Raw genomic sequence first — 21,275 nt, forward strand, 5'->3', positions numbered from 1 at the left:
ATTTACGGCATTAACGCGTAGTTTACATTCATTACCTCTTTACTGAGGTTACTTCTTGTCGGAGTGCTTATTTTCCACAGCAGCATGAGTGGAAAAGGCTGAGACCGTTAATTCGGGATCCGCGGAACCTGATCAGGTTAAAACCTGCGAAGGGAACAAGAGTCAATCTACAATAGCATCGCCCCCGGGCGAGCTTCTCTCTTGCTTCATCCGTCGTCTGACAAGCCATATCCTTACTTTTATTTGGAATGAGCTATGTCTGCCACTACTAAACCATCACGCCGCGAACAGCGCGCTCAAGCCCAACACTTTATCGATACCCTGGAAGGGACCGCCTTCCCTAACTCAAAACGCATTTATATTACCGGTTCGCAGCCGGATATCCGCATTCCGATGCGCGAAATTCAGCTCAGCCCAACACTGACTGGCGGTAGCAAAGACAACCCGCAGTTCGAAGAGAACGAAGCCGTTCCGGTATACGACACCTCCGGACCGTATGGCGATCCTGACGTGGCGATTAACGTCCAGCAGGGTCTGGCAAAGCTGCGCCAGCCGTGGATTGCGGCGCGTAACGATAGCGAAGAATTAGACGACCGGAGTTCCGCTTATACCAAAGAACGTCTGGCCGACGATGGCCTGGACGAGCTGCGTTTCACCGGCCTGCTGACGCCAAAGCGCGCCAAAGCGGGTAAGCGAGTCACCCAACTGCACTACGCCCGCCAGGGAATAGTGACCCCGGAGATGGAGTTCATCGCCATCCGTGAAAACATGGGCCGCGAGCGCATTCGCAGTGAAGTGCTGCGTCACCAGCATCCGGGGATGAACTTTGGTGCACGCCTGCCGGAAAACATCACGCCGGAATTCGTGCGTAATGAAGTGGCCGCGGGCCGCGCGATTATTCCTGCCAACATCAACCACCCGGAATCCGAACCGATGATTATCGGTCGCAACTTCCTGGTGAAGGTTAACGCCAACATTGGTAACTCTGCCGTCACCTCCTCCATTGAAGAAGAGGTAGAGAAGCTGGTGTGGTCGACGCGCTGGGGCGCTGACACGGTGATGGATCTCTCCACCGGTCGCTATATCCACGAAACCCGCGAGTGGATCCTGCGTAACAGTCCGGTACCGATCGGTACTGTGCCGATCTACCAGGCGCTGGAGAAAGTCAACGGGATCGCCGAAGATCTCACCTGGGAAGCCTTCCGCGACACGTTGCTGGAGCAGGCTGAACAGGGCGTCGACTACTTCACCATTCACGCGGGCGTGCTGCTGCGCTACGTGCCGATGACTGCCAAACGCCTGACCGGCATTGTCTCACGCGGCGGTTCAATTATGGCGAAATGGTGCCTTTCTCATCACAAAGAGAACTTCCTGTACGAACATTTCCGCGAGATTTGCGAAATCTGCGCCGCCTACGACGTCTCTTTGTCGCTGGGTGACGGCCTGCGCCCGGGTTCAATTCAGGATGCGAACGACGAAGCGCAGTTCTCCGAGCTGCATACGCTGGGCGAGCTGACCAAAATCGCCTGGGAATACGACGTGCAGGTGATGATAGAAGGTCCAGGTCATGTGCCCATGCATATGATCCAGCGCAACATGACCGAAGAGCTGGAGCACTGCCATGAAGCACCGTTCTACACTTTAGGACCGTTGACCACCGATATCGCGCCGGGCTACGACCACTTCACTTCCGGGATCGGTGCGGCGATGATCGGTTGGTTTGGCTGCGCGATGCTGTGCTACGTCACGCCAAAAGAGCACCTCGGCCTGCCGAACAAAGAAGATGTTAAACAAGGGTTGATTACCTACAAGATTGCCGCCCATGCAGCTGACTTAGCAAAAGGTCATCCGGGCGCACAGATCCGCGATAACGCCATGTCGAAAGCGCGCTTCGAATTCCGCTGGGAAGACCAGTTTAACCTCGCGCTCGACCCGTTCACCGCCCGTGCCTACCACGATGAAACCCTGCCACAGGAATCCGGTAAGGTCGCCCACTTCTGCTCCATGTGCGGGCCGAAGTTCTGCTCGATGAAAATCAGCCAGGAGGTTCGCGACTACGCTGCTGCACAAACGATTGAAGTCGGCATGGCGGATATGTCGGAGAACTTCCGCGCCAAAGGCGGCGAAATCTACCTCAAAAAAGAGGAGGCGTAATGTACCAGCCTGATTTCCCGACCGTGCCGTTTCGCCTCGGGCTTTACCCGGTGGTGGACAGCGTGCAATGGATTGAACGCTTGCTGCAGGCGGGCGTACGCACGATCCAACTGCGCATTAAAGATAAGCGTGATGAAGAGGTCGAAGCCGACGTTATGGCCGCCATTGAACTGGGTCGTCGCTATAACGCCCGCCTGTTTATCAACGACTACTGGCGTCTGGCAATTAAGCACCGCGCTTACGGCGTACATCTGGGCCAGGAAGACCTTGAAACCACCGACCTGAAGGCGATCCAGGCGGCGGGTCTACGCCTGGGGGTCTCCACTCACGATGATATGGAGATTGACGTCGCGCTCGCCGCTAAACCTTCTTATATCGCGCTGGGTCATGTCTTCCCCACGCAAACCAAACAGATGCCTTCCGCCCCGCAGGGACTTACGCAACTGGCAAACCATATTGAACGATTAGCGGATTACCCGACCGTCGCCATTGGCGGTATCAGCCTTGAGCGCGCCCCGGCAGTACTGGCGACCGGCGTCGGCAGCATTGCCGTGGTCAGCGCCATTACCCAGGCGGCTGACTGGCAGGTCGCTACGGCCCAACTACTGGATATCGCGGGAGTAGGCGATGAATGACCGCGACTTTATGCGTTACAGCCGGCAGATCCTGCTCGGCGATATCGCCATTGAAGGCCAGCAAAAGCTACTCGATAGCCATGTGCTGATTGTCGGTTTAGGCGGGTTAGGTTCGCCTGCCGCGCTGTATCTGGCGGGAGCAGGCATCGGAAAACTGACGCTGGTAGACGATGACGACATTCATCTGAGCAACCTGCAGCGCCAGATCCTGTTTACCACTGATGATATCGCACGTTCAAAATCGCAGGTTGCCCAGCAGCGCCTGACGCGGCTCAACCCGGATATCGAGCTGGTGTCACTCCAGCAGCGACTGAAAGGCGATGCGCTTCGGCATGCGGTAGCGCGTGCCGATGTGGTGCTCGACTGTACCGATAACATGGCCACGCGCCAGGAAATTAACGCCGCCTGCGTAACGCTCAACACCCCGCTCGTCACCGCCAGCGCCGTCGGCTTTGGCGGCCAACTGATGGTGCTGACGCCCCCGTGGGAACAAGGATGTTACCGCTGCCTGTGGCCGGACGATGTAGAGCCCGAACGCAACTGCCGTACCGCCGGTATCGTCGGACCGGTTGTGGGCGTGATGGGCACCCTGCAGGCGTTGGAAGCGATTAAATTGCTCAGCGGTATTGAGACGCCCAGCGGAGAGCTACGCCTGTTTGACGGTAAAACCAGCCAGTGGCGCAGCTTCGCACTACGACGCGCCAGCGGCTGCCCGGTATGCGGAGGGCAACATGCAGATTCAGTTCAATGATGAGCCGATGCAGTGCGCCGAAGGACAAACCGTCAGTGGGCTGCTCACTGCGCTTAATCGGCTTAAACCGGGCGCGGCGCTGGCGCTCAATCAGCAGATCCTCCCGCGCGAGCAGTGGGAGCAGCAAATCGTGCAGGAAGGCGACCAGATCCTGCTTTTTCAGGTTATTGCAGGGGGTTGATATGTTACGTATTGCCGACAAAACGTTTGATTCGCATCTGTTCACCGGCACCGGAAAATTTGCTTCATCGCAGCTGATGGTCGAAGCGATTCGCGCCTCCGGCAGCCAACTGGTAACGCTGGCCATGAAGCGCGTGGATTTGCGTCAGCACAACGATGCCATTCTGGCGCCGCTGGTAGACGCTGGTGTGACGCTGTTGCCCAACACTTCGGGGGCAAAAACCGCTGAAGAGGCGATTTTTGCTGCCCAGTTGGCGCGTGAAGCGCTGGGCACAAACTGGCTGAAATTAGAAATCCATCCGGACGCCCGCTGGCTGTTACCCGATCCAATCGAAACATTGAAAGCTGCAGAAGCACTGGTGAAAAAGGGCTTCGTGGTGCTGCCTTACTGTGGCGCAGATCCGGTGCTATGCAAACGGCTGGAAGAGGTTGGTTGTTCGGCGGTGATGCCGCTCGGCGCGCCCATCGGTTCTAATCAGGGGCTGGAAACCAAAGCGATGCTGGAGATTATTATCCAACAGGCGACCGTGCCGGTGGTGGTTGATGCAGGCATCGGCGTCCCCAGCCACGCCACACAGGCACTGGAAATGGGCGCCGACGCAGTGTTGGTCAACACGGCTATCGCGGTAGCCGACAGCCCGGTGATGATGGCAACCGCCTTCCGTCTGGCCGTTGAAGCTGGCTTACTGGCACGCCAGGCGGTACCCGGAAGGAAAAGTTCGCAGGCAAATCCCACCAGCCCGTTAACCGGTTTCCTGGAGGCCTTCGCATGAAAACGTTCAGTGACCGCTGGCGACAGCTGGACTGGGACGACATCCGCCTGCGCATCAACGGTAAAACCGCCGCTGACGTGGAGCGTGCCCTCAACGCTTCGCATCTTAGTCGCGACGATCTGATGGCATTGCTCTCTCCTGCCGCAGCAGATTATCTGGAGCCGCTGGCGCAACGGGCGCAAAAGCTCACCCGCCAGCGTTTTGGCAACACGGTGAGCTTTTACGTGCCGTTGTATCTCTCCAACCTTTGCGCCAACGACTGCACCTACTGCGGTTTTTCGATGAGCAACCGTATCAAACGTAAAACGCTGGACGAAGATGAGATAACACGGGAGTGTGCGGCTATCCGTGAGCTGGGCTTTGAGCATCTGCTGTTGGTCACCGGTGAACATCAGGCCAAAGTGGGGATGGATTATTTTCGTCGCCATTTGCCCGCCATTCGCCGCCAGTTTGCCTCTTTACAGATGGAGGTACAGCCGTTATCAGAAGCTGAATATGCCGAGCTAAAGACGCTGGGGCTGGATGGCGTGATGGTGTATCAGGAGAGTTATCATGAGGCAACTTACGCTCGTCACCATTTAAAAGGGAAAAAGCAGGATTTCTTCTGGCGCCTGGAAACGCCGGACAGGCTGGGCCGCGCAGGGATCGACAAAATCGGTCTTGGCGCGTTAATTGGTTTGTCCGATAGCTGGCGGGTTGATTGCTATATGGTGGCTGAACATCTGCTATGGATGCAGCAGCATTACTGGCAGAGCCGTTACTCTATCTCCTTCCCTCGCCTGCGCCCATGCACCGGAGGCGTTGAGCCTGCATCGATCATGGATGAGCGACAGTTGGTCCAGACCATTTGCACGTTTCGTTTACTGGCGCCAGAAATTGAGCTGTCGCTCTCCACCCGCGAATCGCCATGGTTTCGTGACCATGTGATCCCGTTGGCGATCAACAACGTCAGCGCCTTCTCAAAAACCCAGCCCGGTGGTTATGCCGATAACCACCCCGAACTGGAACAGTTCTCCCCGCACGACGATCGTCGCCCAGAAGCCGTTGCTGAAGCACTCATGGCCCAGGGTTTACAGCCCGTGTGGAAAGAATGGGACAGCTATCTGGGGCGCGCTTCACAGGTACCGTAGGTCAGGAGCAATCGCATAAACAAAAAAACCCGCTTTCGCGGGTTTTTTCTTCACTGGCACTTAACTGCTCGGGCTCTGGCCTTCATCGCTATCGTAAGCGCTCGTGAAATTATCGGCGATTACAGCGCGACAACGTTAACAGCAGACGGGCCTTTAGCGCCATTCTCCACGGAGAACTCCACCTTTTGACCTTCGTCTAACGTTTTAAAATCGTTACTCTGGATAGCGGAGAAATGCACAAACACATCCTTGCTACCATCCTGAGGAGTGATAAAACCGAAGCCTTTATCAGAGTTAAACCATTTTACTAAACCAGTCATTTTGTTAGACATAGATACTTCCTTTCATGTTTTTGAGCCGCATATGCAGCGAAGATGGCCTGTTTTGCAGAAATTAACTTATGGGGCACTTAGGGAGGAGGCTCATGAAGAAGAGTATCTGAGGATAACGCTTGAACTGAGAACTGCTTTACTAAAACTGCTTGCATAAGGTCTGTGTTCCAAACCGATGCCGCTATAGTAGACCTACTTCTAATCATTAAGCAAGCATTAATTTTTTTAATACCCACTGAGTGATGCAATGTTGAACCATCGCGGCTAAGCATCCTGGATAACAGCTTGATCTACAATGAACAAAAGCCCCGACTATTGCAGTCAGGGCTTTACGTTACTACACACTTCAAATTTAACATTAATAAACTTAACGATTTAATACTGCTGATGGTACTACTTTAAAATGTACACGTTTACTATAGATAATATTGGATATTGATACTAACTAAAGCTTTCCTCTATTTACCGTTAAACACATTCCACCCGCTTGATAATAGAACTCAAGGCTGGTGACCTAAACAAGTACACTTCCCCTCGCGACATATACTCTTTGATGCGTTGCCTTATTTCCCTTGTGATAACCAGAAAAGCAGAATCACAAATATTTACTATAAAATCATGGCGTTACATCGTCGCGCTTTACTGACTTTTTGCGATTAGATATATCAACTACGTGGCCTGAAAGCATTGTCGAAGTGAAAAGATAGCGTTTTCAGCATCGACTATCCCATACAAAAAATACTTCGTGGCCTTTATCGCAAACCCCAATCAAGCTCTACTAACACTTACTACGTTAACAGCAAACTACAATTTCTCCGCTGTTAAGTATTAACATACGGGTTTAAAAAACGCTGTCAATACTGTTTTTTATAACATGTATTTATTGACAGTAATTATATATTCCAGCATGTGATAAGCGAGTCAAAAAGCCGCTGGCCCTGGTCCAGATCGCAGGGTTCTGCCTCTTTTTGTAACCGGTTTCAGAAAAAGCGGCTTTCTTTGTGATGCCTTGCACACATTCGTTGCAAAGCAGTTGTTGCTATAGCTGGCTCGCGATAATTATCAATTCACACATGTTGATCGAGACTGCTTATGAAAAACATCGTTTTATGCTGTGCCGCCGGAATGTCCACCAGCATGCTGGTGCAAAGGATGAAAGATGCCGCCCAGAAAAAAGGCGTCGACGTCACCATCAAAGCCGTCCCGGTGGCCGAGTTTGAAGAGAATATCGCTACAGCGGATATCGTTTTGCTCGGTCCACAGGTTAAGTATGAACAGGCCAAGCTACAGGCGATCGCCGACCCACTAGGCAAAAAGGTCGCCGTTATCGACATGATGGATTACGGCATGATGAAAGGCGATGCGGTACTGGATAAGGCGCTGAAACTACTGGAGTGATGGTATGGAAGAGTTAGAAACGATCATCATGGAGTTATTGGTAAATGCTGGCGCTGCACGCAGCCAGGCCCTGACGGCATTGCAACTGGCGCGTAAAGGTGATTTCTCCGCTGCAGAACAAGCAATGACGGAATCACGCGAGTACGTCAAACAGGCACATAAAATCCAGACCCAGCTGATCGGCATTGATGAAGGTACCGGCAAACTACCGGTTAATCTCATCACCGTTCATTCGCAGGACCACTTGATGAATGCCATGGTGATTCAGGATCTGGCCGGCGATATGATTGAGCTTTATCGGCGGTTACCACCGGTAAATTAATGACACTGCCGGATGGTTTCGTCGACCTGATAATCGCCATCAGAAATAACATAAACATAAAAAAACCCGCCGAAGCGGGTTTTTTATTATGGTCGGCAACGATTAATCGTTGTCAGAACCGCCCAGGCCTGCGTTCAGCAGTTCTGCCAGGCTGGCAGACGCATCTTCAGCAGTTACCTGCGGTGCAGCTGGCAGTTCGCCCGCTGCGCGACGACGCATACGATCCTGGTGGTACGCATAACCAGTACCTGCCGGGATCAGACGACCCACGATGACGTTCTCTTTCAGACCGCGCAGTTCATCACGTTTACCTGCAACAGCTGCTTCGGTCAGGACACGCGTGGTTTCCTGGAACGATGCTGCAGAGATGAAGGACTCGGTTGCCAGAGACGCTTTGGTGATACCCAGCAGATCGCGGGAGAACGTTGCACCCACTTTGCCGTTCGCTTCCAGCTCGCGGTTTGCGATCTTGACGCGGGAGTATTCAACCTGCTCGCCTTCCAGGAAGTCGGAGCTACCAGCGCTTTCGATGGTGGCTTTACGCAGCATCTGACGAACGATAACTTCGATGTGTTTATCGTTAATCTTAACGCCCTGCAGACGGTATACGTCCTGAACTTCGTTAACGATGTAACGAGTTACAGCATGCACACCACGCAGACGCAGGATGTCGTGCGGCGCTTCCGGACCGTCGGAAACCACGTCACCACGTTCTACACGTTCACCTTCGAACACGTTGAGCTGACGCCATTTCGGAATCATCTCTTCGTAAGGTTCGCTACCGTCTACCGGGGTGATAACCAGACGACGTTTACCTTTGGTTTCTTTACCGAAGGAAATGATGCCGCTGATTTCAGCCAGGATTGCCGGCTCTTTCGGACGACGTGCTTCGAACAGGTCCGCAACGCGCGGCAGACCACCGGTGATATCCTTGGTACCGCCGGATTCCTGCGGAACACGCGCCAGGGTGTCACCAGAGCTGATCTGTACGCCATCTTCCAGCTGAACAATCGCTTTACCCGGCAGGAAGTACTGAGCAGGCATATCGGTGCCTGGGATCAGAACGTCGTTGCCCTGAGCATCAACAATTTTCAGTGCCGGACGCAGGTCTTTACCACCCGCAGTACGCTCTGCAGAATCCAGAACCACCAGAGAAGACAGACCGGTCAGCTCGTCGGTCTGACGAGTAATGGTCTGGCCGTCGATCATGTCAGTAAAGCGGACGAAACCACTCACTTCGGTGATAACCGGCATGGTGTGCGGATCCCAGTTTGCTACGGTTTCGCCGCCAGCAACCTGTTCGCCATCACCTTTCGCCATAACGGAGCCGTAAGGCACTTTATAGCTTTCTTTGGTACGGCCGAATTCGTCGATCAGTTTCAGTTCGGTGTTACGTGAGGTGATAACCAGTTTACCGCTGGAGTTCACAACCGACTTCGCGTTGCTCAGACGGATGCTACCTTTGTTTTTCACCTGGATGCTGGATTCAGCAGCCGCACGAGATGCCGCACCACCGATGTGGAACGTACGCATCGTCAGCTGTGTACCCGGTTCACCGATGGACTGTGCCGCGATAACGCCGATTGCTTCACCTTTGTTGATGATGTGGCCACGCGCCAGGTCACGACCATAGCAGTGCGCACATACACCAAAGTCAGTGTCACAAGATACAACGGAACGGACTTTAACGGAGTCTACGGAGTTCTCTTCCAGCAGATCACACCACTGTTCGTGCAGCAGCGTGTTGCGTGGAACCAGAATATCCGCCGTACCCGGCTTCAGAACATCTTCAGCAGTCACACGACCCAGTACGCGATCGCGCAGCGGCTCTTTAACGTCACCACCCTCGATAACCGGGGTCATGGTGATGCCTTCCAGAGTGCCGCAATCGTCTTCAGTAACAACCAAGTCCTGCGCGACGTCAACCAGACGACGAGTCAGATAACCGGAGTTCGCTGTTTTCAGCGCGGTATCCGCCAGACCTTTACGAGCACCGTGAGTAGAGATGAAGTACTGGAGTACGTTCAGACCTTCACGGAAGTTCGCGGTGATTGGCGTTTCGATGATGGAGCCATCTGGCTTCGCCATCAGACCACGCATACCAGCCAGCTGACGAATCTGTGCTGCAGAACCACGCGCACCGGAGTCGGCCATCATGTAGATGCTGTTGAAGGAAACCTGCTGCTCTTCTACGCCGTCACGGTTAATAACGGTTTCAGTTTGCAGGTTATCCATCATCGCTTTGGATACACGATCGTTCGCCGCAGCCCAGATATCGATAACTTTGTTATAGCGTTCGCCCGCGGTTACCAGACCAGACTGGAACTGCTCCTGGATCTCAGCAACTTCAGCTTCCGCTTCAGAGATGATCTCGTGTTTCTTCTCTGGGATGACCATGTCATCAATACCAACAGATGCACCTGAACGCGCTGCATATGCAAAGCCGGTGTACATTGTCTGGTCAGCGAAGATAACGGTCGGCTTCAGGCCCAAAATGCGGTAACAGGTGTTCAGCATTTTGGAGATAGCTTTCTTGCCCAGCGCCTGGTTGACGATGGAGAAAGGCAGACCTTTCGGTACGATCATCCACAGAATAGCACGGCCAACGGTCGTGTCTTTCAGGCTGGTTTTCGCAACGAATTCGCCGTTTTCATCTTTTTCGTATTCGGTGATACGCACTTTAACGCGCGCATGCAGAGAGGCCAGACCTGCGCGATAGATACGCTCAGCTTCTTTCGGGCCAGTCAGCACCATGCCTTCGCCTTTGGCGTTAACACAGTCACGGGTCATGTAGTACAGACCCAATACAACGTCCTGAGACGGAACGATGATAGGTTCGCCGTTCGCCGGGGACAGGATGTTGTTGGTAGACATCATCAGCGCACGCGCTTCGAGCTGGGCTTCCAGCGTCAGCGGTACGTGAACAGCCATCTGGTCACCATCGAAGTCGGCGTTATATGCCGCACAAACCAGCGGGTGCAGCTGGATTGCTTTACCTTCGATCAGTACCGGTTCAAATGCCTGGATACCCAGACGGTGCAGTGTTGGTGCACGGTTCAACAGTACCGGGTGTTCGCGGATAACTTCGTCCAGGATATCCCAAACGACAGCTTCTTCACGCTCAACCATTTTCTTAGCGGCTTTGATGGTGGTGGCCAGGCCACGCAGTTCCAGCTTGCCGTAGATGAACGGTTTGAACAGTTCCAGTGCCATTTTCTTCGGCAGACCGCACTGATGCAGACGCAGGTATGGACCTACGGTGATTACAGAACGACCGGAGTAGTCAACACGCTTACCGAGCAGGTTCTGACGGAAACGACCCTGTTTACCTTTGATCATGTCGGCCAAAGATTTCAGAGGACGTTTGTTAGAACCGGTGATCGCACGACCGCGACGACCGTTATCCAGCAGGGCGTCAACCGCTTCCTGCAGCATACGTTTTTCGTTGCGTACGATGATGTCCGGCGCAGCCAGATCCAGCAGACGTTTCAGACGGTTGTTACGGTTGATAACGCGACGATACAGATCGTTCAGATCCGATGTTGCGAAACGACCACCATCCAGCGGAACCAGCGGACGCAGATCTGGCGGCAGAACCGGCAGAACGGTCAGGATCATCCACTCTGGCTTGTTGCCAGACTGTACGAAGGCTTCCAGCAGTTTGATACGCTTGGTCAGCTTCTTACGCTTGGTTTCAGAGTTGGTTTCGTTCAGCTCTTCGCGCAGAGTTTCACACTCTTGCTCCAGATCCATGCTCTTCAGCAGGGCCTGGATAGCTTCCGCACCCATCTTCGCGTCGAATTCATCACCGAACTCTTCCAGAGCGTCCAGATACTGCTCTTCAGTCAGGATCTGTTGACGTTCCAGGTTAGTCATACCGCCTTCGATAACCACATAAGATTCGAAGTACAGTACGCGTTCGATATCGCGCAGCGGCATATCGAGCAGCAGACCGATACGGGACGGCAGAGATTTCAGGAACCAGATGTGAGCAGTCGGAGACGCCAGCTCGATGTGGCCCATACGCTCACGGCGTACTTTAGTCTGGGTCACTTCAACGCCGCACTTCTCACAGATCACACCACGGTGTTTCAGGCGCTTGTACTTACCGCACAGGCACTCGTAGTCTTTTACCGGCCCAAAGATACGGGCGCAGAAAAGGCCGTCACGTTCAGGTTTGAACGTACGGTAGTTGATGGTTTCCGGCTTCTTAACTTCACCGAAAGACCATGAACGGATCATGTCTGGCGAGGCCAGAGCAATTTTGATCGCATCAAACTCTTCGGTTTTAGTCTGCGCTTTCAGAAACTTTAATAAATCTTTCACGGATTTGCTCCCGTCGGAGTTAGCACAATCTGGCGCTGGCTGTTACGCCAGCACCAGTGACCTGTTTGATCGAGAGTTACTCGTCTTCCAGCTCGATGTTGATACCCAGCGAACGAATCTCTTTCAACAGTACGTTGAAGGATTCCGGCATGCCTGGTTCCATCTGATGGTTGCCGTCCACGATGTTTTTATACATCTTAGTACGACCGTTCACGTCATCAGACTTAACGGTGAGCATTTCCTGCAGGGTGTATGCTGCGCCATATGCTTCCAGCGCCCACACTTCCATCTCCCCGAAGCGCTGACCACCGAACTGCGCCTTACCACCCAGCGGCTGCTGAGTAACCAGGCTGTAAGAACCGGTAGAACGCGCATGCATCTTGTCATCAACCAGGTGGTTCAGTTTCAGCATGTACATGTAGCCAACGGTAACCTGGCGCTCGAACTGCTCACCGGTACGACCGTCGAACAGTGTGATCTGACCGGAAGTCGGCAGGCCACCCAGCTGTAACAGTTCCTTGATTTCAGACTCTTTCGCACCGTCGAATACCGGCGTTGCGATCGGCATACCTTTTTTCAGGTTTTCAGCCAGACGCAGAACTTCTTCATCGCTGAAGGTATTCAGGTCAACTTTCTGACGAACATCTGAACCCAGATCGTAAGCACGCTGGATGAACTCGCGCAGTTTCGCGACTTCCTGCTGCTGTTTCAGCATGGCGTTGATCTTATCGCCGATACCTTTTGCAGCCATACCCAGGTGGGTTTCAAGGATCTGACCGATGTTCATACGCGATGGTACGCCCAGCGGGTTCAGTACGATATCTACCGGCGTACCGTTAGCATCGTGTGGCATATCTTCGATCGGGTTGATCTTAGAGATTACACCCTTGTTACCGTGACGACCTGCCATCTTATCACCAGGCTGGATCCGACGTTTAACCGCCAGATAAACCTTAACAATCTTCAGCACGCCCGGTGCCAGATCGTCGCCCTGAGTGATTTTACGGCGTTTTGCTTCGAGTTTTTTCTCGAATTCGTGTTTCAGTTCGTCGTACTGCTCAGCCAGTTGCTCCAGCTGATTCTGTTTCTCTTCGTCGGTCAGGCCGAGTTCTAACCAGCGGTCACGCGGCAGTTTGTCGAGCTTCTCAGCTTCAACACCACCGGAAACCAGCACAGCGTAGATACGGCTGAACAGGCCAGCTTCGAGGATCTGCAGTTCTTCAGACAAGTCTTTTTTCGCCTGCTTCAGCTGCATCTCTTCGATTTCCAGCGCACGTTTGTCTTTTTCTACGCCATCGCGAGTAAAGACCTGAACGTCGATAATCGTACCGGAAACACCGTTTGGCACGCGCAGAGAAGAGTCTTTAACGTCAGACGCTTTCTCACCGAAGATTGCACGCAGCAGCTTCTCTTCTGGCGTCAGCTGGGTTTCACCTTTCGGCGTTACCTTACCAACCAGAATGTCGCCACCGGTCACTTCCGCACCGATATAAACGATACCGGATTCATCCAGTTTGGAGAGCGCAGCTTCACCCACGTTCGGGATGTCAGCGGTGATCTCTTCTGGCCCCAGCTTGGTGTCACGGGACACGCATGCCAGTTCCTGAATGTGGATGGTAGTGAAACGGTCTTCCTGGACAACACGCTCGGATACGAGGATGGAGTCTTCGAAGTTGTAACCATTCCATGGCATGAATGCCACGCGCATGTTCTGACCCAGCGCCAGTTCACCGAGGTCGGTGGACGGACCGTCTGCCAGCACATCACCACGTTCAACCGGCTCGCCCAGAGATACACAAGGCATCTGGTTGATACAGGTGTTCTGGTTAGAACGGGTGTATTTGGTCAGGTTATAAATGTCGATACCTGCTTCGCCCGGGTACATCTCGTCTTCGTTAACTTTGATAACGATACGGGAAGCATCCACGTACTGAACAGTACCGCCACGTTTAGCCACTGCAGTAACACCGGAGTCAACGGCAACAGCACGTTCCATACCGGTACCAACCAGCGGCTTATCAGCGCGCAGAGTCGGAACCGCCTGACGTTGCATGTTCGCACCCATCAATGCACGGTTGGCGTCATCGTGTTCCAGGAACGGGATCAGGGACGCACCGACGGATACCACCTGCTGGGTGGATACGTCCATGTAGTCAACCTGGTCGCGGCTGAACAAGCTGGATTCGCCTTTGCTACGGCAGGTAACCAGATCTTCTACAAAGTGGCCTTCGTCATCCAGGTTGGAGTTCGCCTGAGCGATAACGTAGTTGCCTTCTTCGATAGCAGACAGGTAATGAATTTCGTCAGTTACAACACCGTCGGTCACTTTACGGTACGGAGTCTCGAGGAAGCCGTATTCGTTAGTCTGTGCATACACGGACAGGGAGTTGATCAGACCGATGTTCGGACCTTCAGGCGTTTCGATTGGACATACACGACCGTAGTGAGTCGGGTGTACGTCTCGAACTTCGAAGCCTGCGCGTTCACGGGTCAGACCGCCTGGGCCGAGTGCGGAGATACGACGTTTGTGCGTAATCTCAGACAGCGGGTTGTTCTGGTCCATAAACTGAGACAGCTGGCTGGAACCAAAGAACTCTTTCACTGCTGCAGAAATCGGCTTGGCGTTGATCATATCCTGAGGCATCAGGGTATCCAGATCGCCCAGAGACAGACGCTCTTTCACCGCACGCTCAACACGTACCAGGCCAACGCGGAACTGGTTTTCCGCCATTTCGCCTACGGAACGGATACGACGGTTGCCGAGGTGGTCGATATCATCGACTTCGCCTTTACCGTTACGGATATCGATGAGCTTCTTCATCACTTCGATGATGTCGTCTTTGCTCAGGATACCAGAACCTTCGATTTCGTCGCGCAGCAGAGAACGGTTGAACTTCATACGACCAACCGCAGACAGGTCATAGCGGTCTTCGGAGAAGAACAGGTTCTCGAACAGGCTTTCAGCAGCTTCACGAGTCGGCGGCTCACCAGGACGCATCATGCGGTAGATTTCTACCAGTGCGCTCAGACGATCGTTGGTTGGGTCAACACGTACAGTTTCAGAAATGTACGGACCGTGGTCCAGATCGTTAGTGAACAGCGTTTCGATACGCTTGTGACCAGACTGGCTCAGCTTAGCCAGCAGATCCAGGCTCAGCTCCATGTTAGCTGCGCAGATCAGCTCGCCAGTAGATTCGTCAACGTAGTCTTTAGCCGCAACTTTACCAGCAATGTATTCAACCGGAACTTCGATATGTTTGATATCGTCTTTTTCCAGTTGGCGAATGTGGCGCGCAGTGATGCGACGGCCTTTTTCGACGTAGACTTTGCCGTTAGCTTCAATGTCAAAGGAGGCGGTTTCACCACGCAGGCGTTCCGGCACCAGTTCCATCTGCAGCTTGTTGTCGCGAATTTCGAAAACAACTTTTTCAAAGAACAGGTCAAGGATCTGCTCAGTGGTGTAGTTCAGTGCACGCAGAATAATGGTCGCAGGCAGTTTACGGCGACGGTCAATACGTACAAACAGGTTGTCCTTCGGATCGAATTCGAAGTCCAGCCAGGAACCACGGTAAGGGATGATGCGCGCGTTATACAGCACTTTACCCGAAGAGTGGGTTTTACCTTTGTCGGAGTCAAAGAAGACGCCAGGACTACGGTGCAGCTGAGAAACGATAACACGCTCAGTACCATTGATTACAAAGGTACCGTTGTCAGTCATGAGCGGAATTTCGCCCATGTAGACTTCTTGTTCTTTAATGTCTTTTACGGTGCCTTCCGGCGCTTCGCGCTCGTAGATCACCAGACGCAGTTTTACGCGCAGCGGTGCGGAATAGGTCACGCCACGGATCTGACATTCCTGAACGTCAAACACCGGTTCGCCAAGGCGGTAGCTGACGTATTGCAGCTCGGAATTACCGCTGTAGCTCTGAATCGGGAAAACGGAACGGAAAGCTGCTTCCAGACCATACTGCCCTTCAGGATCTTGCTCGATGAACTTCTGAAACGAGTCAAGCTGGATAGAAAGGAGATAAGGTATGTCCAACACTTGTGGACGTTTACCAAAATCCTTACGAATACGTTTTTTCTCGGTATAGGAGTAAACCATTAGGGTTCCTCAGCTCGCTGACAAGTCGACCCATCTGTCCGACGAAGGGACAGTTTGTGCAACACTATTTTGTTGACCGGAAAATCGAATACTTTCCGCAATGCCTGTTGCTATCACGCTTAAACCATTTCATTGCGATTTACACAGAACTGATGCTCTGTCGCAGTATATTAAGACGTCGATAGAAACAAGCATTGAAAGGCACAGCAGTAGTCAAACAGTGTGAAATGCTACTGGCGCCTTACAGCGCAAAAAGGCTGGTGACTAAAAAGTCACCAGCCATCAGCCTAATTTCTTAGGCTGCAACCAGAAAAGTTGGCTTATTTAACTTCAACTTCAGCGCCAGCTTCTTCCAGAGATTTTTTCAGTGCTTCTGCGTCGTCTTTGCTGATGCCTTCTTTCAGGGCAGCCGGAGCAGATTCTACCAGGTCTTTAGCTTCTTTCAGACCCAGGCCAGTTGCGCCACGTACTGCTTTGATTACAGCAACTTTGTTAGCGCCAGCAGCTTTCAGAATTACGTCGAATTCAGTTTTTTCTTCAGCAGCTTCAGCCGGGCCAGCAGCTACAGCTACAGCAGCAGCAGCGGAAACACCGAATTTTTCTTCCATTGCAGAGATCAGTTCTACAACGTCCATTACGGACATAGCGGATACTGCTTCAATGATTTGATCTTTAGTGATAGACATTTAAATTGTTCCTGAAAATCAGAATAAGTTTATACGTAAGCAGATGCTTGAGAAAGATAACTGCGATTAAGCAGCTTCTTTCGCATCGCGTACAGCAGCCAGAGTACGAACCAGTTTGCCAGCCGAAGCTTCTTTCATGGTTGCCATCAGGCGTGCAATTGCTTCTTCGTAGGTCGGCAGAGTTGCCAGGCGATCGATTTGCGATGCCGGGATCAATTCACCTTCAAAGGCTGCGGCTTTGACCTCAAATTTTGCATTCGCTTTCGCGAACTCTTTGAACAGACGAGCAGCAGCGCCCGGGTGTTCCATAGAGTATGCAATCAGGGTCGGACCAACAAACGTGTCTTTCAGGCACTCGAACTGAGTACCTTCAACGACGCGGCGCAGCAGGGTGTTACGAACAACACGCATGTATACGCCAGCTTCACGACCTGCTTTACGCAGTTCAGTCATTTTATCTACAGTTACGCCACGGGAATCCGCAACTACTGCAGACAGCGCGCCTTTGGCTACTTCGCTGACTTCAGCAACAATCGCTTGTTTGTCTTGAAGATTTAAAGCCATTAGCTTTGCTCCTGGATGTTTGCCGGAACTCATGTTCCGGAACTCACTTCACTCTCCCCAACTGAGAGAGCGTCTAAATACGGTGAGCAGAAACAAGCCAGAGTATCAGAAATAATCTTAGCGTTCTGTCACCGTCTACGCAGGGCATTAAGTTTCTTACGAAACACCTGCGGTCTTCGACGGAGGCCTGGATAGGCCAGGCTCCAACGAACAAATCTTGTCTATCTGTCGCTATTCAATCTGTGACGGCGTTGACTGCCTTCGTTCACACCAGTCACATAGTTAACTATGCTTCTGGCGATTCACTCAGTTGTCGCCTTGCCACAGCCTGAATATCTCGGATATACGTCTGCAATTAGCAGAAACGTGGGGGTAAGATTGTAGACAAAATCACCGCCCACGTAAAGGCGAATATTAGTTCGCCACAGTCGCAGTCAGACCGGACTGATCAACGGCAACACCAGCACCCATGGTGGTGGAGATGCTAACTTTCTTGATGTACACGCCTTTAGCCTGAGTCGGTTTCGCTTTTTTCAGCGCAACCAGCAGAGATTCCAGGTTTTCTTTCAGTTTGTCAGCGTCAAAATCCACTTTACCGATGGTGGTGTGGATGATGCCGTTTTTGTCGTTACGGTAACGAACCTGACCTGCTTTAGCGTTCTTAACTGCTTCAGCAACGTTAGGGGTTACAGTACCAACTTTCGGGTTTGGCATCAGGCCGCGCGGGCCCAGAACCTGACCCAGCTGGCCAACAACGCGCATTGCATCCGGGGAAGCAATAACAACGTCAAAGTTCATTTCGCCTTTTTTGATCTGGTCAGCCAGATCTTCCATACCTACCAGCTCAGCGCCTGCAGCTTTAGCAGCTTCAGCGTTTGCGCCCTGGGCAAATACGGCTACGCGAACGGAACGGCCAGTACCGTGCGGCAGTACAGTTGCACCACGTACGTTCTGGTCAGATTTACGAGCGTCGATGCCGAGGTTAACGGCAACGTCTACGCTTTCTACGAATTTAGCAGTGGCCAGCTCTTTCAGCAGAGCAATAGCTTCGTTGATGTCGTACTGTTTAGTTGCATCAACTTTGTCACGGATCACGCGCATACGCTTGGTCAGTTTAGCCATTTCTTAGTCCTCCACTACCAGGCCCATGGAACGTGCAGTACCTTCAATGGAGCGAGTCATCGCTTCAATGTCGGAACCAGTCATGTCGGCAGCTTTGGTCTGCGCGATTTCCTGCAGCTGAGCGCGGGAAATTTTACCCACTTTGTCTTTGTTCGGCTTGCCGGAACCAGACTTGATACCAGCCGCTTTCTTCAGCAGAACTGCTGCCGGAGGCGTTTTGGTAACGAAAGTGAAAGAACGGTCAGCGTAAACGGTGATAACAACCGGGATCGGCAGACCTTTTTCCATGGAATCAGTTTTTGCGTTGAACGCTTTGCAGAATTCCATGATGTTCACGCCTTGTTGACCCAGTGCTGGACCTACCGGCGGACTCGGGTTAGCCATACCAGCTGCAACCTGCAGCTTGACGTAGGCCTGGACTTTCTTAGCCATTCTAAATTCCTCTAGTTGGGTTATAGCGCCTCAAGGAGGCTCCCCGTGATTAAATTCGTTTTACGGACAGGGCCCATAAAAACAAAAGGCGCGAAATTGTATTCCAATCTCGCGCCTTGTGCAACGATTAAATCGCCGCTTTTTTGATCGCTGTTTAGGCTTTTTCTACCTGGGCAAAGTCCAGTTCTACTGGGGTCGCGCGACCGAAGATAGAAACAGAGACTTTCAGGCGGGACTTCTCGTAGTCCACTTCTTCAACCACACCGTTAAAGTCAGCAAACGGACCGTCACTAACGCGAACCATTTCACCTGGCTCAAACATCGTTTTCGGACGTGGTTTATCGCCAACCTGCTGCAGACGGTTCATGATCGCATCAACTTCTTTGTCGCTGATCGGCGCCGGACGGTCAGATGTACCGCCGATAAAGCCCATCACACGCGGCACGCTGCGCACCAGGTGCCAGCTTGCGTCATTCATCACCATCTGGACCAGTACATAGCCCGGGAAGAATTTACGTTCGCTCTTGCGACGCTGGCCACCACGGATTTCGACCACTTCTTCGGTCGGCACCATGACTTCGCCAAACAGCTCTTCCATATTTTGTAACTTGATATATTCGCGCAGCGACGTGGCTACGCGGCCTTCAAAACCGGAAAACGCCTGAACGACGTACCAGCGCTTTTTAGGGGCTTCAGACATCTTAGAACCTCAGGCCAGTGATAAAGGATACCAGGCGAACCAGAATACCATCCAGTCCCCACAGGATCAGTGACATTACTGCGGTAACCGCAGCCACAATTAATGTGGTGTGCAATGTTTCCTGGCGAGTTGGCCAAATGACCTTACGGACTTCGGTTCTCGCTTCACGGGCAAAAGCAACGGTCGCTTTACCTTTTGTTGTCAACAGCGCGACACCACCCGCTGCGGCAATCAGAATCACTACGGCCAGCGCACGCAGCGGCAGCATCATGTCACGATAGAGGTAGTTGCCAACGATAGCTACAAGCAGCAATACAGCGACAACAACCCACTTCATCGCTTCCAGGCCGCGCCCGCTTCCTTGAGCTTCGGTATTCGCACTCATAAACCAACCTGTCAGAAGTATTCTACAAACATTTTCACCCCGCGTAAGCGAGGCGATCCAAACCGAAATGCTCTGGTGCGTTTCGGACTAAACGCCCTCTTCAGAGCCTGTCTCAGCAATGATTATGACAAAAAAAATCACTGATGAGCCAGGTTCTGGTGTGAAAGCGTGCAAAAAGGGCATCAAATGATGCCCTTTTATTGCGCATTGCGTCAAATGTTATTCGGCAATTAGCTCATTACTTTGGCAACAACGCCCGCACCAACAGTACGGCCGCCTTCACGGATTGCGAAACGCAGACCGTCGTCCATCGCGATTGGGTGGATCAGGGTAACAACCATTTTGATGTTGTCGCCCGGCATTACCATCTCTACGCCTTCCGGCAGTTCGATGGTACCAGTCACGTCAGTAGTACGGAAGTAGAACTGCGGACGGTAGCCTTTGAAGAACGGAGTATGACGGCCGCCTTCGTCTTTGGACAGAATGTACACTTCAGATTCGAACTTGGTGTGCGGCTTGATAGAGCCCGGCTTAGCCAGTACCTGACCACGTTCGATTTCTTCACGCTTGATACCACGCAGCAGAACACCAACGTTCTCACCAGCACGGCCTTCGTCCAGCAGTTTGCGGAACATTTCAACGCCAGTACAGGTAGACTTAGCAGTCTCTTTGATACCAACGATTTCAACTTCTTCACCAACTTTGATGATACCGCGCTCTACACGACCGGTAACAACGGTACCACGACCGGAGATGGAGAATACGTCTTCGATAGGCAGCAGGAACGGCTTGTCAATCGCACGCTCTGGTTCTGGGATGTAAGAATCCAGGAAGCCAGCCAGTTCGATGATTTTCGCTTCCCACTCTGCTTCGCCTTCCAGCGCTTTCAGAGCAGAACCACGAACGATCGGAGTGTCGTCGCCCGGGAAATCGTACTGAGACAGAAGTTCACGAACTTCCATTTCTACCAGTTCCAGCAGCTCTTCGTCATCAACCATGTCGCATTTGTTCAGGAACACGATGATGTACGGAACGCCTACCTGACGACCCAGCAGGATGTGCTCACGAGTCTGCGGCATCGGGCCGTCAGTCGCAGCAACAACCAGGATCGCGCCGTCCATCTGCGCAGCACCGGTGATCATGTTTTTAACATAGTCGGCGTGGCCCGGGCAGTCTACGTGTGCGTAGTGGCGAGTCGGGGTGTCATATTCAACGTGAGAAGTGTTGATGGTGATACCACGAGCTTTTTCTTCCGGCGCGTTATCGATCTGGTCGAATGC

The 21,275-nt window shown here is 52.6% G+C and carries 18 protein-coding genes and 1 riboswitch; of the genes, 8 read left to right on the forward strand and 10 right to left on the reverse strand.

Features of this window, described 5'->3' with window-relative positions:
• Positions 1-49: 49 nt before the first annotated feature.
• Positions 50-172, forward strand: a riboswitch (TPP riboswitch).
• Between the two features lie 83 nt (positions 173-255).
• From thiC to thiH, 6 genes are read left to right on the forward strand one after another with little or no spacing between them, the layout of a single operon-like run.
• Complete coding sequence (gene thiC / locus OGY72_RS08095; protein ID WP_286547545.1) at positions 256-2,154, forward strand: phosphomethylpyrimidine synthase ThiC; 1,899 nt, start codon at positions 256-258, stop codon at positions 2,152-2,154.
• A complete protein-coding gene (gene thiE / locus OGY72_RS08100; protein WP_079940062.1) occupies positions 2,154-2,789 on the forward strand; it encodes a thiamine phosphate synthase in 636 nt (211 codons plus the stop codon). The genes thiC and thiE overlap by 1 nt, the downstream gene beginning before the upstream one ends.
• Entirely contained in the window at positions 2,782-3,540 is a 759-nt protein-coding gene (locus OGY72_RS08105; RefSeq protein WP_003826902.1) for a HesA/MoeB/ThiF family protein, read from the forward strand. The genes thiE and OGY72_RS08105 overlap by 8 nt, the downstream gene beginning before the upstream one ends.
• A complete protein-coding gene (thiS, locus tag OGY72_RS08110) occupies positions 3,521-3,721 on the forward strand; it encodes a sulfur carrier protein ThiS (protein ID WP_286547546.1) in 201 nt (66 codons plus the stop codon). The genes OGY72_RS08105 and thiS overlap by 20 nt, the downstream gene beginning before the upstream one ends.
• Before the next feature lies 1 nt (position 3,722).
• Entirely contained in the window at positions 3,723-4,493 is a 771-nt protein-coding gene (gene thiG, locus OGY72_RS08115; protein ID WP_286547547.1) for a thiazole synthase, read from the forward strand.
• Positions 4,490-5,623 (forward strand): 2-iminoacetate synthase ThiH, encoded by a 1,134-nt coding sequence (thiH, locus tag OGY72_RS08120; RefSeq protein WP_286547548.1) that lies wholly within the window; start codon positions 4,490-4,492, stop codon positions 5,621-5,623. Before thiG ends, thiH begins: the two co-directional genes overlap by 4 nt.
• Positions 5,624-5,742: 119 nt before the next feature.
• On the opposite strand, the gene cspG is transcribed toward thiH, so the two are convergent.
• Positions 5,743-5,955, reverse strand: a complete 213-nt coding sequence (gene cspG, locus OGY72_RS08125) for a cold shock protein CspG (protein ID WP_003033098.1) — start codon at positions 5,953-5,955, stop codon at positions 5,743-5,745.
• 1,092 nt (positions 5,956-7,047) lie between these two features.
• On the opposite strand from cspG, the gene OGY72_RS08130 reads away from it, so the two are divergent.
• Both OGY72_RS08130 and OGY72_RS08135 read left to right on the forward strand, forming a co-directional pair.
• Entirely contained in the window at positions 7,048-7,353 is a 306-nt protein-coding gene (locus OGY72_RS08130; RefSeq protein ID WP_003033102.1) for a PTS sugar transporter subunit IIB, read from the forward strand.
• Between the two features lie 4 nt (positions 7,354-7,357).
• Entirely contained in the window at positions 7,358-7,675 is a 318-nt protein-coding gene (locus OGY72_RS08135; RefSeq protein WP_003826916.1) for a PTS lactose/cellobiose transporter subunit IIA, read from the forward strand.
• 102 nt (positions 7,676-7,777) lie between these two features.
• Here OGY72_RS08135 and rpoC read toward each other — a convergent pair whose 3' ends face one another.
• The 9 genes from rpoC to tuf form a co-directional block, all read right to left on the reverse strand.
• A complete protein-coding gene (gene rpoC, locus OGY72_RS08140) occupies positions 7,778-12,001 on the reverse strand; it encodes a DNA-directed RNA polymerase subunit beta' (protein ID WP_003826919.1) in 4,224 nt (1,407 codons plus the stop codon).
• A gap of 76 nt (positions 12,002-12,077) precedes the next feature.
• Entirely contained in the window at positions 12,078-16,106 is a 4,029-nt protein-coding gene (gene rpoB / locus OGY72_RS08145) for a DNA-directed RNA polymerase subunit beta (protein WP_003033111.1), read from the reverse strand.
• A gap of 320 nt (positions 16,107-16,426) precedes the next feature.
• Positions 16,427-16,792, reverse strand: coding sequence for a 50S ribosomal protein L7/L12 (gene rplL, locus OGY72_RS08150; protein ID WP_003033114.1), 366 nt, complete (start codon positions 16,790-16,792; stop codon positions 16,427-16,429).
• Positions 16,793-16,858: 66 nt separating this feature from the next.
• Positions 16,859-17,356, reverse strand: a complete 498-nt coding sequence (gene rplJ / locus OGY72_RS08155) for a 50S ribosomal protein L10 (RefSeq protein ID WP_001207203.1) — start codon at positions 17,354-17,356, stop codon at positions 16,859-16,861.
• Positions 17,357-17,770: 414 nt separating this feature from the next.
• Entirely contained in the window at positions 17,771-18,478 is a 708-nt protein-coding gene (rplA, locus tag OGY72_RS08160; RefSeq protein ID WP_003033119.1) for a 50S ribosomal protein L1, read from the reverse strand.
• A 3-nt stretch (positions 18,479-18,481) separates the two neighbouring features.
• Positions 18,482-18,910 (reverse strand): 50S ribosomal protein L11, encoded by a 429-nt coding sequence (gene rplK, locus OGY72_RS08165; protein WP_003033122.1) that lies wholly within the window; start codon positions 18,908-18,910, stop codon positions 18,482-18,484.
• A gap of 154 nt (positions 18,911-19,064) precedes the next feature.
• The gene (gene nusG / locus OGY72_RS08170) at positions 19,065-19,610 is read right to left on the reverse strand and encodes a transcription termination/antitermination protein NusG (protein WP_003033125.1); all 546 of its coding nucleotides are present in this window, start codon (positions 19,608-19,610) and stop codon (positions 19,065-19,067) included.
• Between the two features lies 1 nt (position 19,611).
• A complete protein-coding gene (gene secE / locus OGY72_RS08175; RefSeq protein ID WP_003033128.1) occupies positions 19,612-19,995 on the reverse strand; it encodes a preprotein translocase subunit SecE in 384 nt (127 codons plus the stop codon).
• A 230-nt stretch (positions 19,996-20,225) separates the two neighbouring features.
• A partial coding sequence (gene tuf / locus OGY72_RS08180; protein WP_063942044.1) for an elongation factor Tu occupies positions 20,226-21,275 on the reverse strand: 1,050 nt, incomplete at its 5' end.

Origin of the sequence: Citrobacter sp. Cpo221 (genome assembly GCF_030332345.1) — a bacterium.
In the GTDB taxonomy this organism is placed as follows: Bacteria; Pseudomonadota; Gammaproteobacteria; order Enterobacterales; family Enterobacteriaceae; genus Citrobacter; species Citrobacter portucalensis.

What these genes read in the sequence shown, in the direction of transcription:
- thiC (WP_286547545.1), top strand. Translation starts at nt 256, where the DNA reads ATGTCTGCCACTACTAAACCATCACGCCGCGAACAGCGCGCTCAAGCC.
- thiE (WP_079940062.1), top strand. Translation starts at nt 2,154, where the DNA reads ATGTACCAGCCTGATTTCCCGACCGTGCCGTTTCGCCTCGGGCTTTAC.
- OGY72_RS08105 (WP_003826902.1), top strand. Translation starts at nt 2,782, where the DNA reads ATGAATGACCGCGACTTTATGCGTTACAGCCGGCAGATCCTGCTCGGC.
- thiS (WP_286547546.1), top strand. Translation starts at nt 3,521, where the DNA reads ATGCAGATTCAGTTCAATGATGAGCCGATGCAGTGCGCCGAAGGACAA.
- thiG (WP_286547547.1), top strand. Translation starts at nt 3,723, where the DNA reads ATGTTACGTATTGCCGACAAAACGTTTGATTCGCATCTGTTCACCGGC.
- thiH (WP_286547548.1), top strand. Translation starts at nt 4,490, where the DNA reads ATGAAAACGTTCAGTGACCGCTGGCGACAGCTGGACTGGGACGACATC.
- cspG (WP_003033098.1), bottom strand. Translation starts at nt 5,955, where the DNA reads ATGTCTAACAAAATGACTGGTTTAGTAAAATGGTTTAACTCTGATAAA.
- OGY72_RS08130 (WP_003033102.1), top strand. Translation starts at nt 7,048, where the DNA reads ATGAAAAACATCGTTTTATGCTGTGCCGCCGGAATGTCCACCAGCATG.
- OGY72_RS08135 (WP_003826916.1), top strand. Translation starts at nt 7,358, where the DNA reads ATGGAAGAGTTAGAAACGATCATCATGGAGTTATTGGTAAATGCTGGC.
- rpoB (WP_003033111.1), bottom strand. Translation starts at nt 16,106, where the DNA reads ATGGTTTACTCCTATACCGAGAAAAAACGTATTCGTAAGGATTTTGGT.
- rplL (WP_003033114.1), bottom strand. Translation starts at nt 16,792, where the DNA reads ATGTCTATCACTAAAGATCAAATCATTGAAGCAGTATCCGCTATGTCC.
- rplJ (WP_001207203.1), bottom strand. Translation starts at nt 17,356, where the DNA reads ATGGCTTTAAATCTTCAAGACAAACAAGCGATTGTTGCTGAAGTCAGC.
- rplA (WP_003033119.1), bottom strand. Translation starts at nt 18,478, where the DNA reads ATGGCTAAACTGACCAAGCGTATGCGCGTGATCCGTGACAAAGTTGAT.
- rplK (WP_003033122.1), bottom strand. Translation starts at nt 18,910, where the DNA reads ATGGCTAAGAAAGTCCAGGCCTACGTCAAGCTGCAGGTTGCAGCTGGT.
- nusG (WP_003033125.1), bottom strand. Translation starts at nt 19,610, where the DNA reads ATGTCTGAAGCCCCTAAAAAGCGCTGGTACGTCGTTCAGGCGTTTTCC.
- secE (WP_003033128.1), bottom strand. Translation starts at nt 19,995, where the DNA reads ATGAGTGCGAATACCGAAGCTCAAGGAAGCGGGCGCGGCCTGGAAGCG.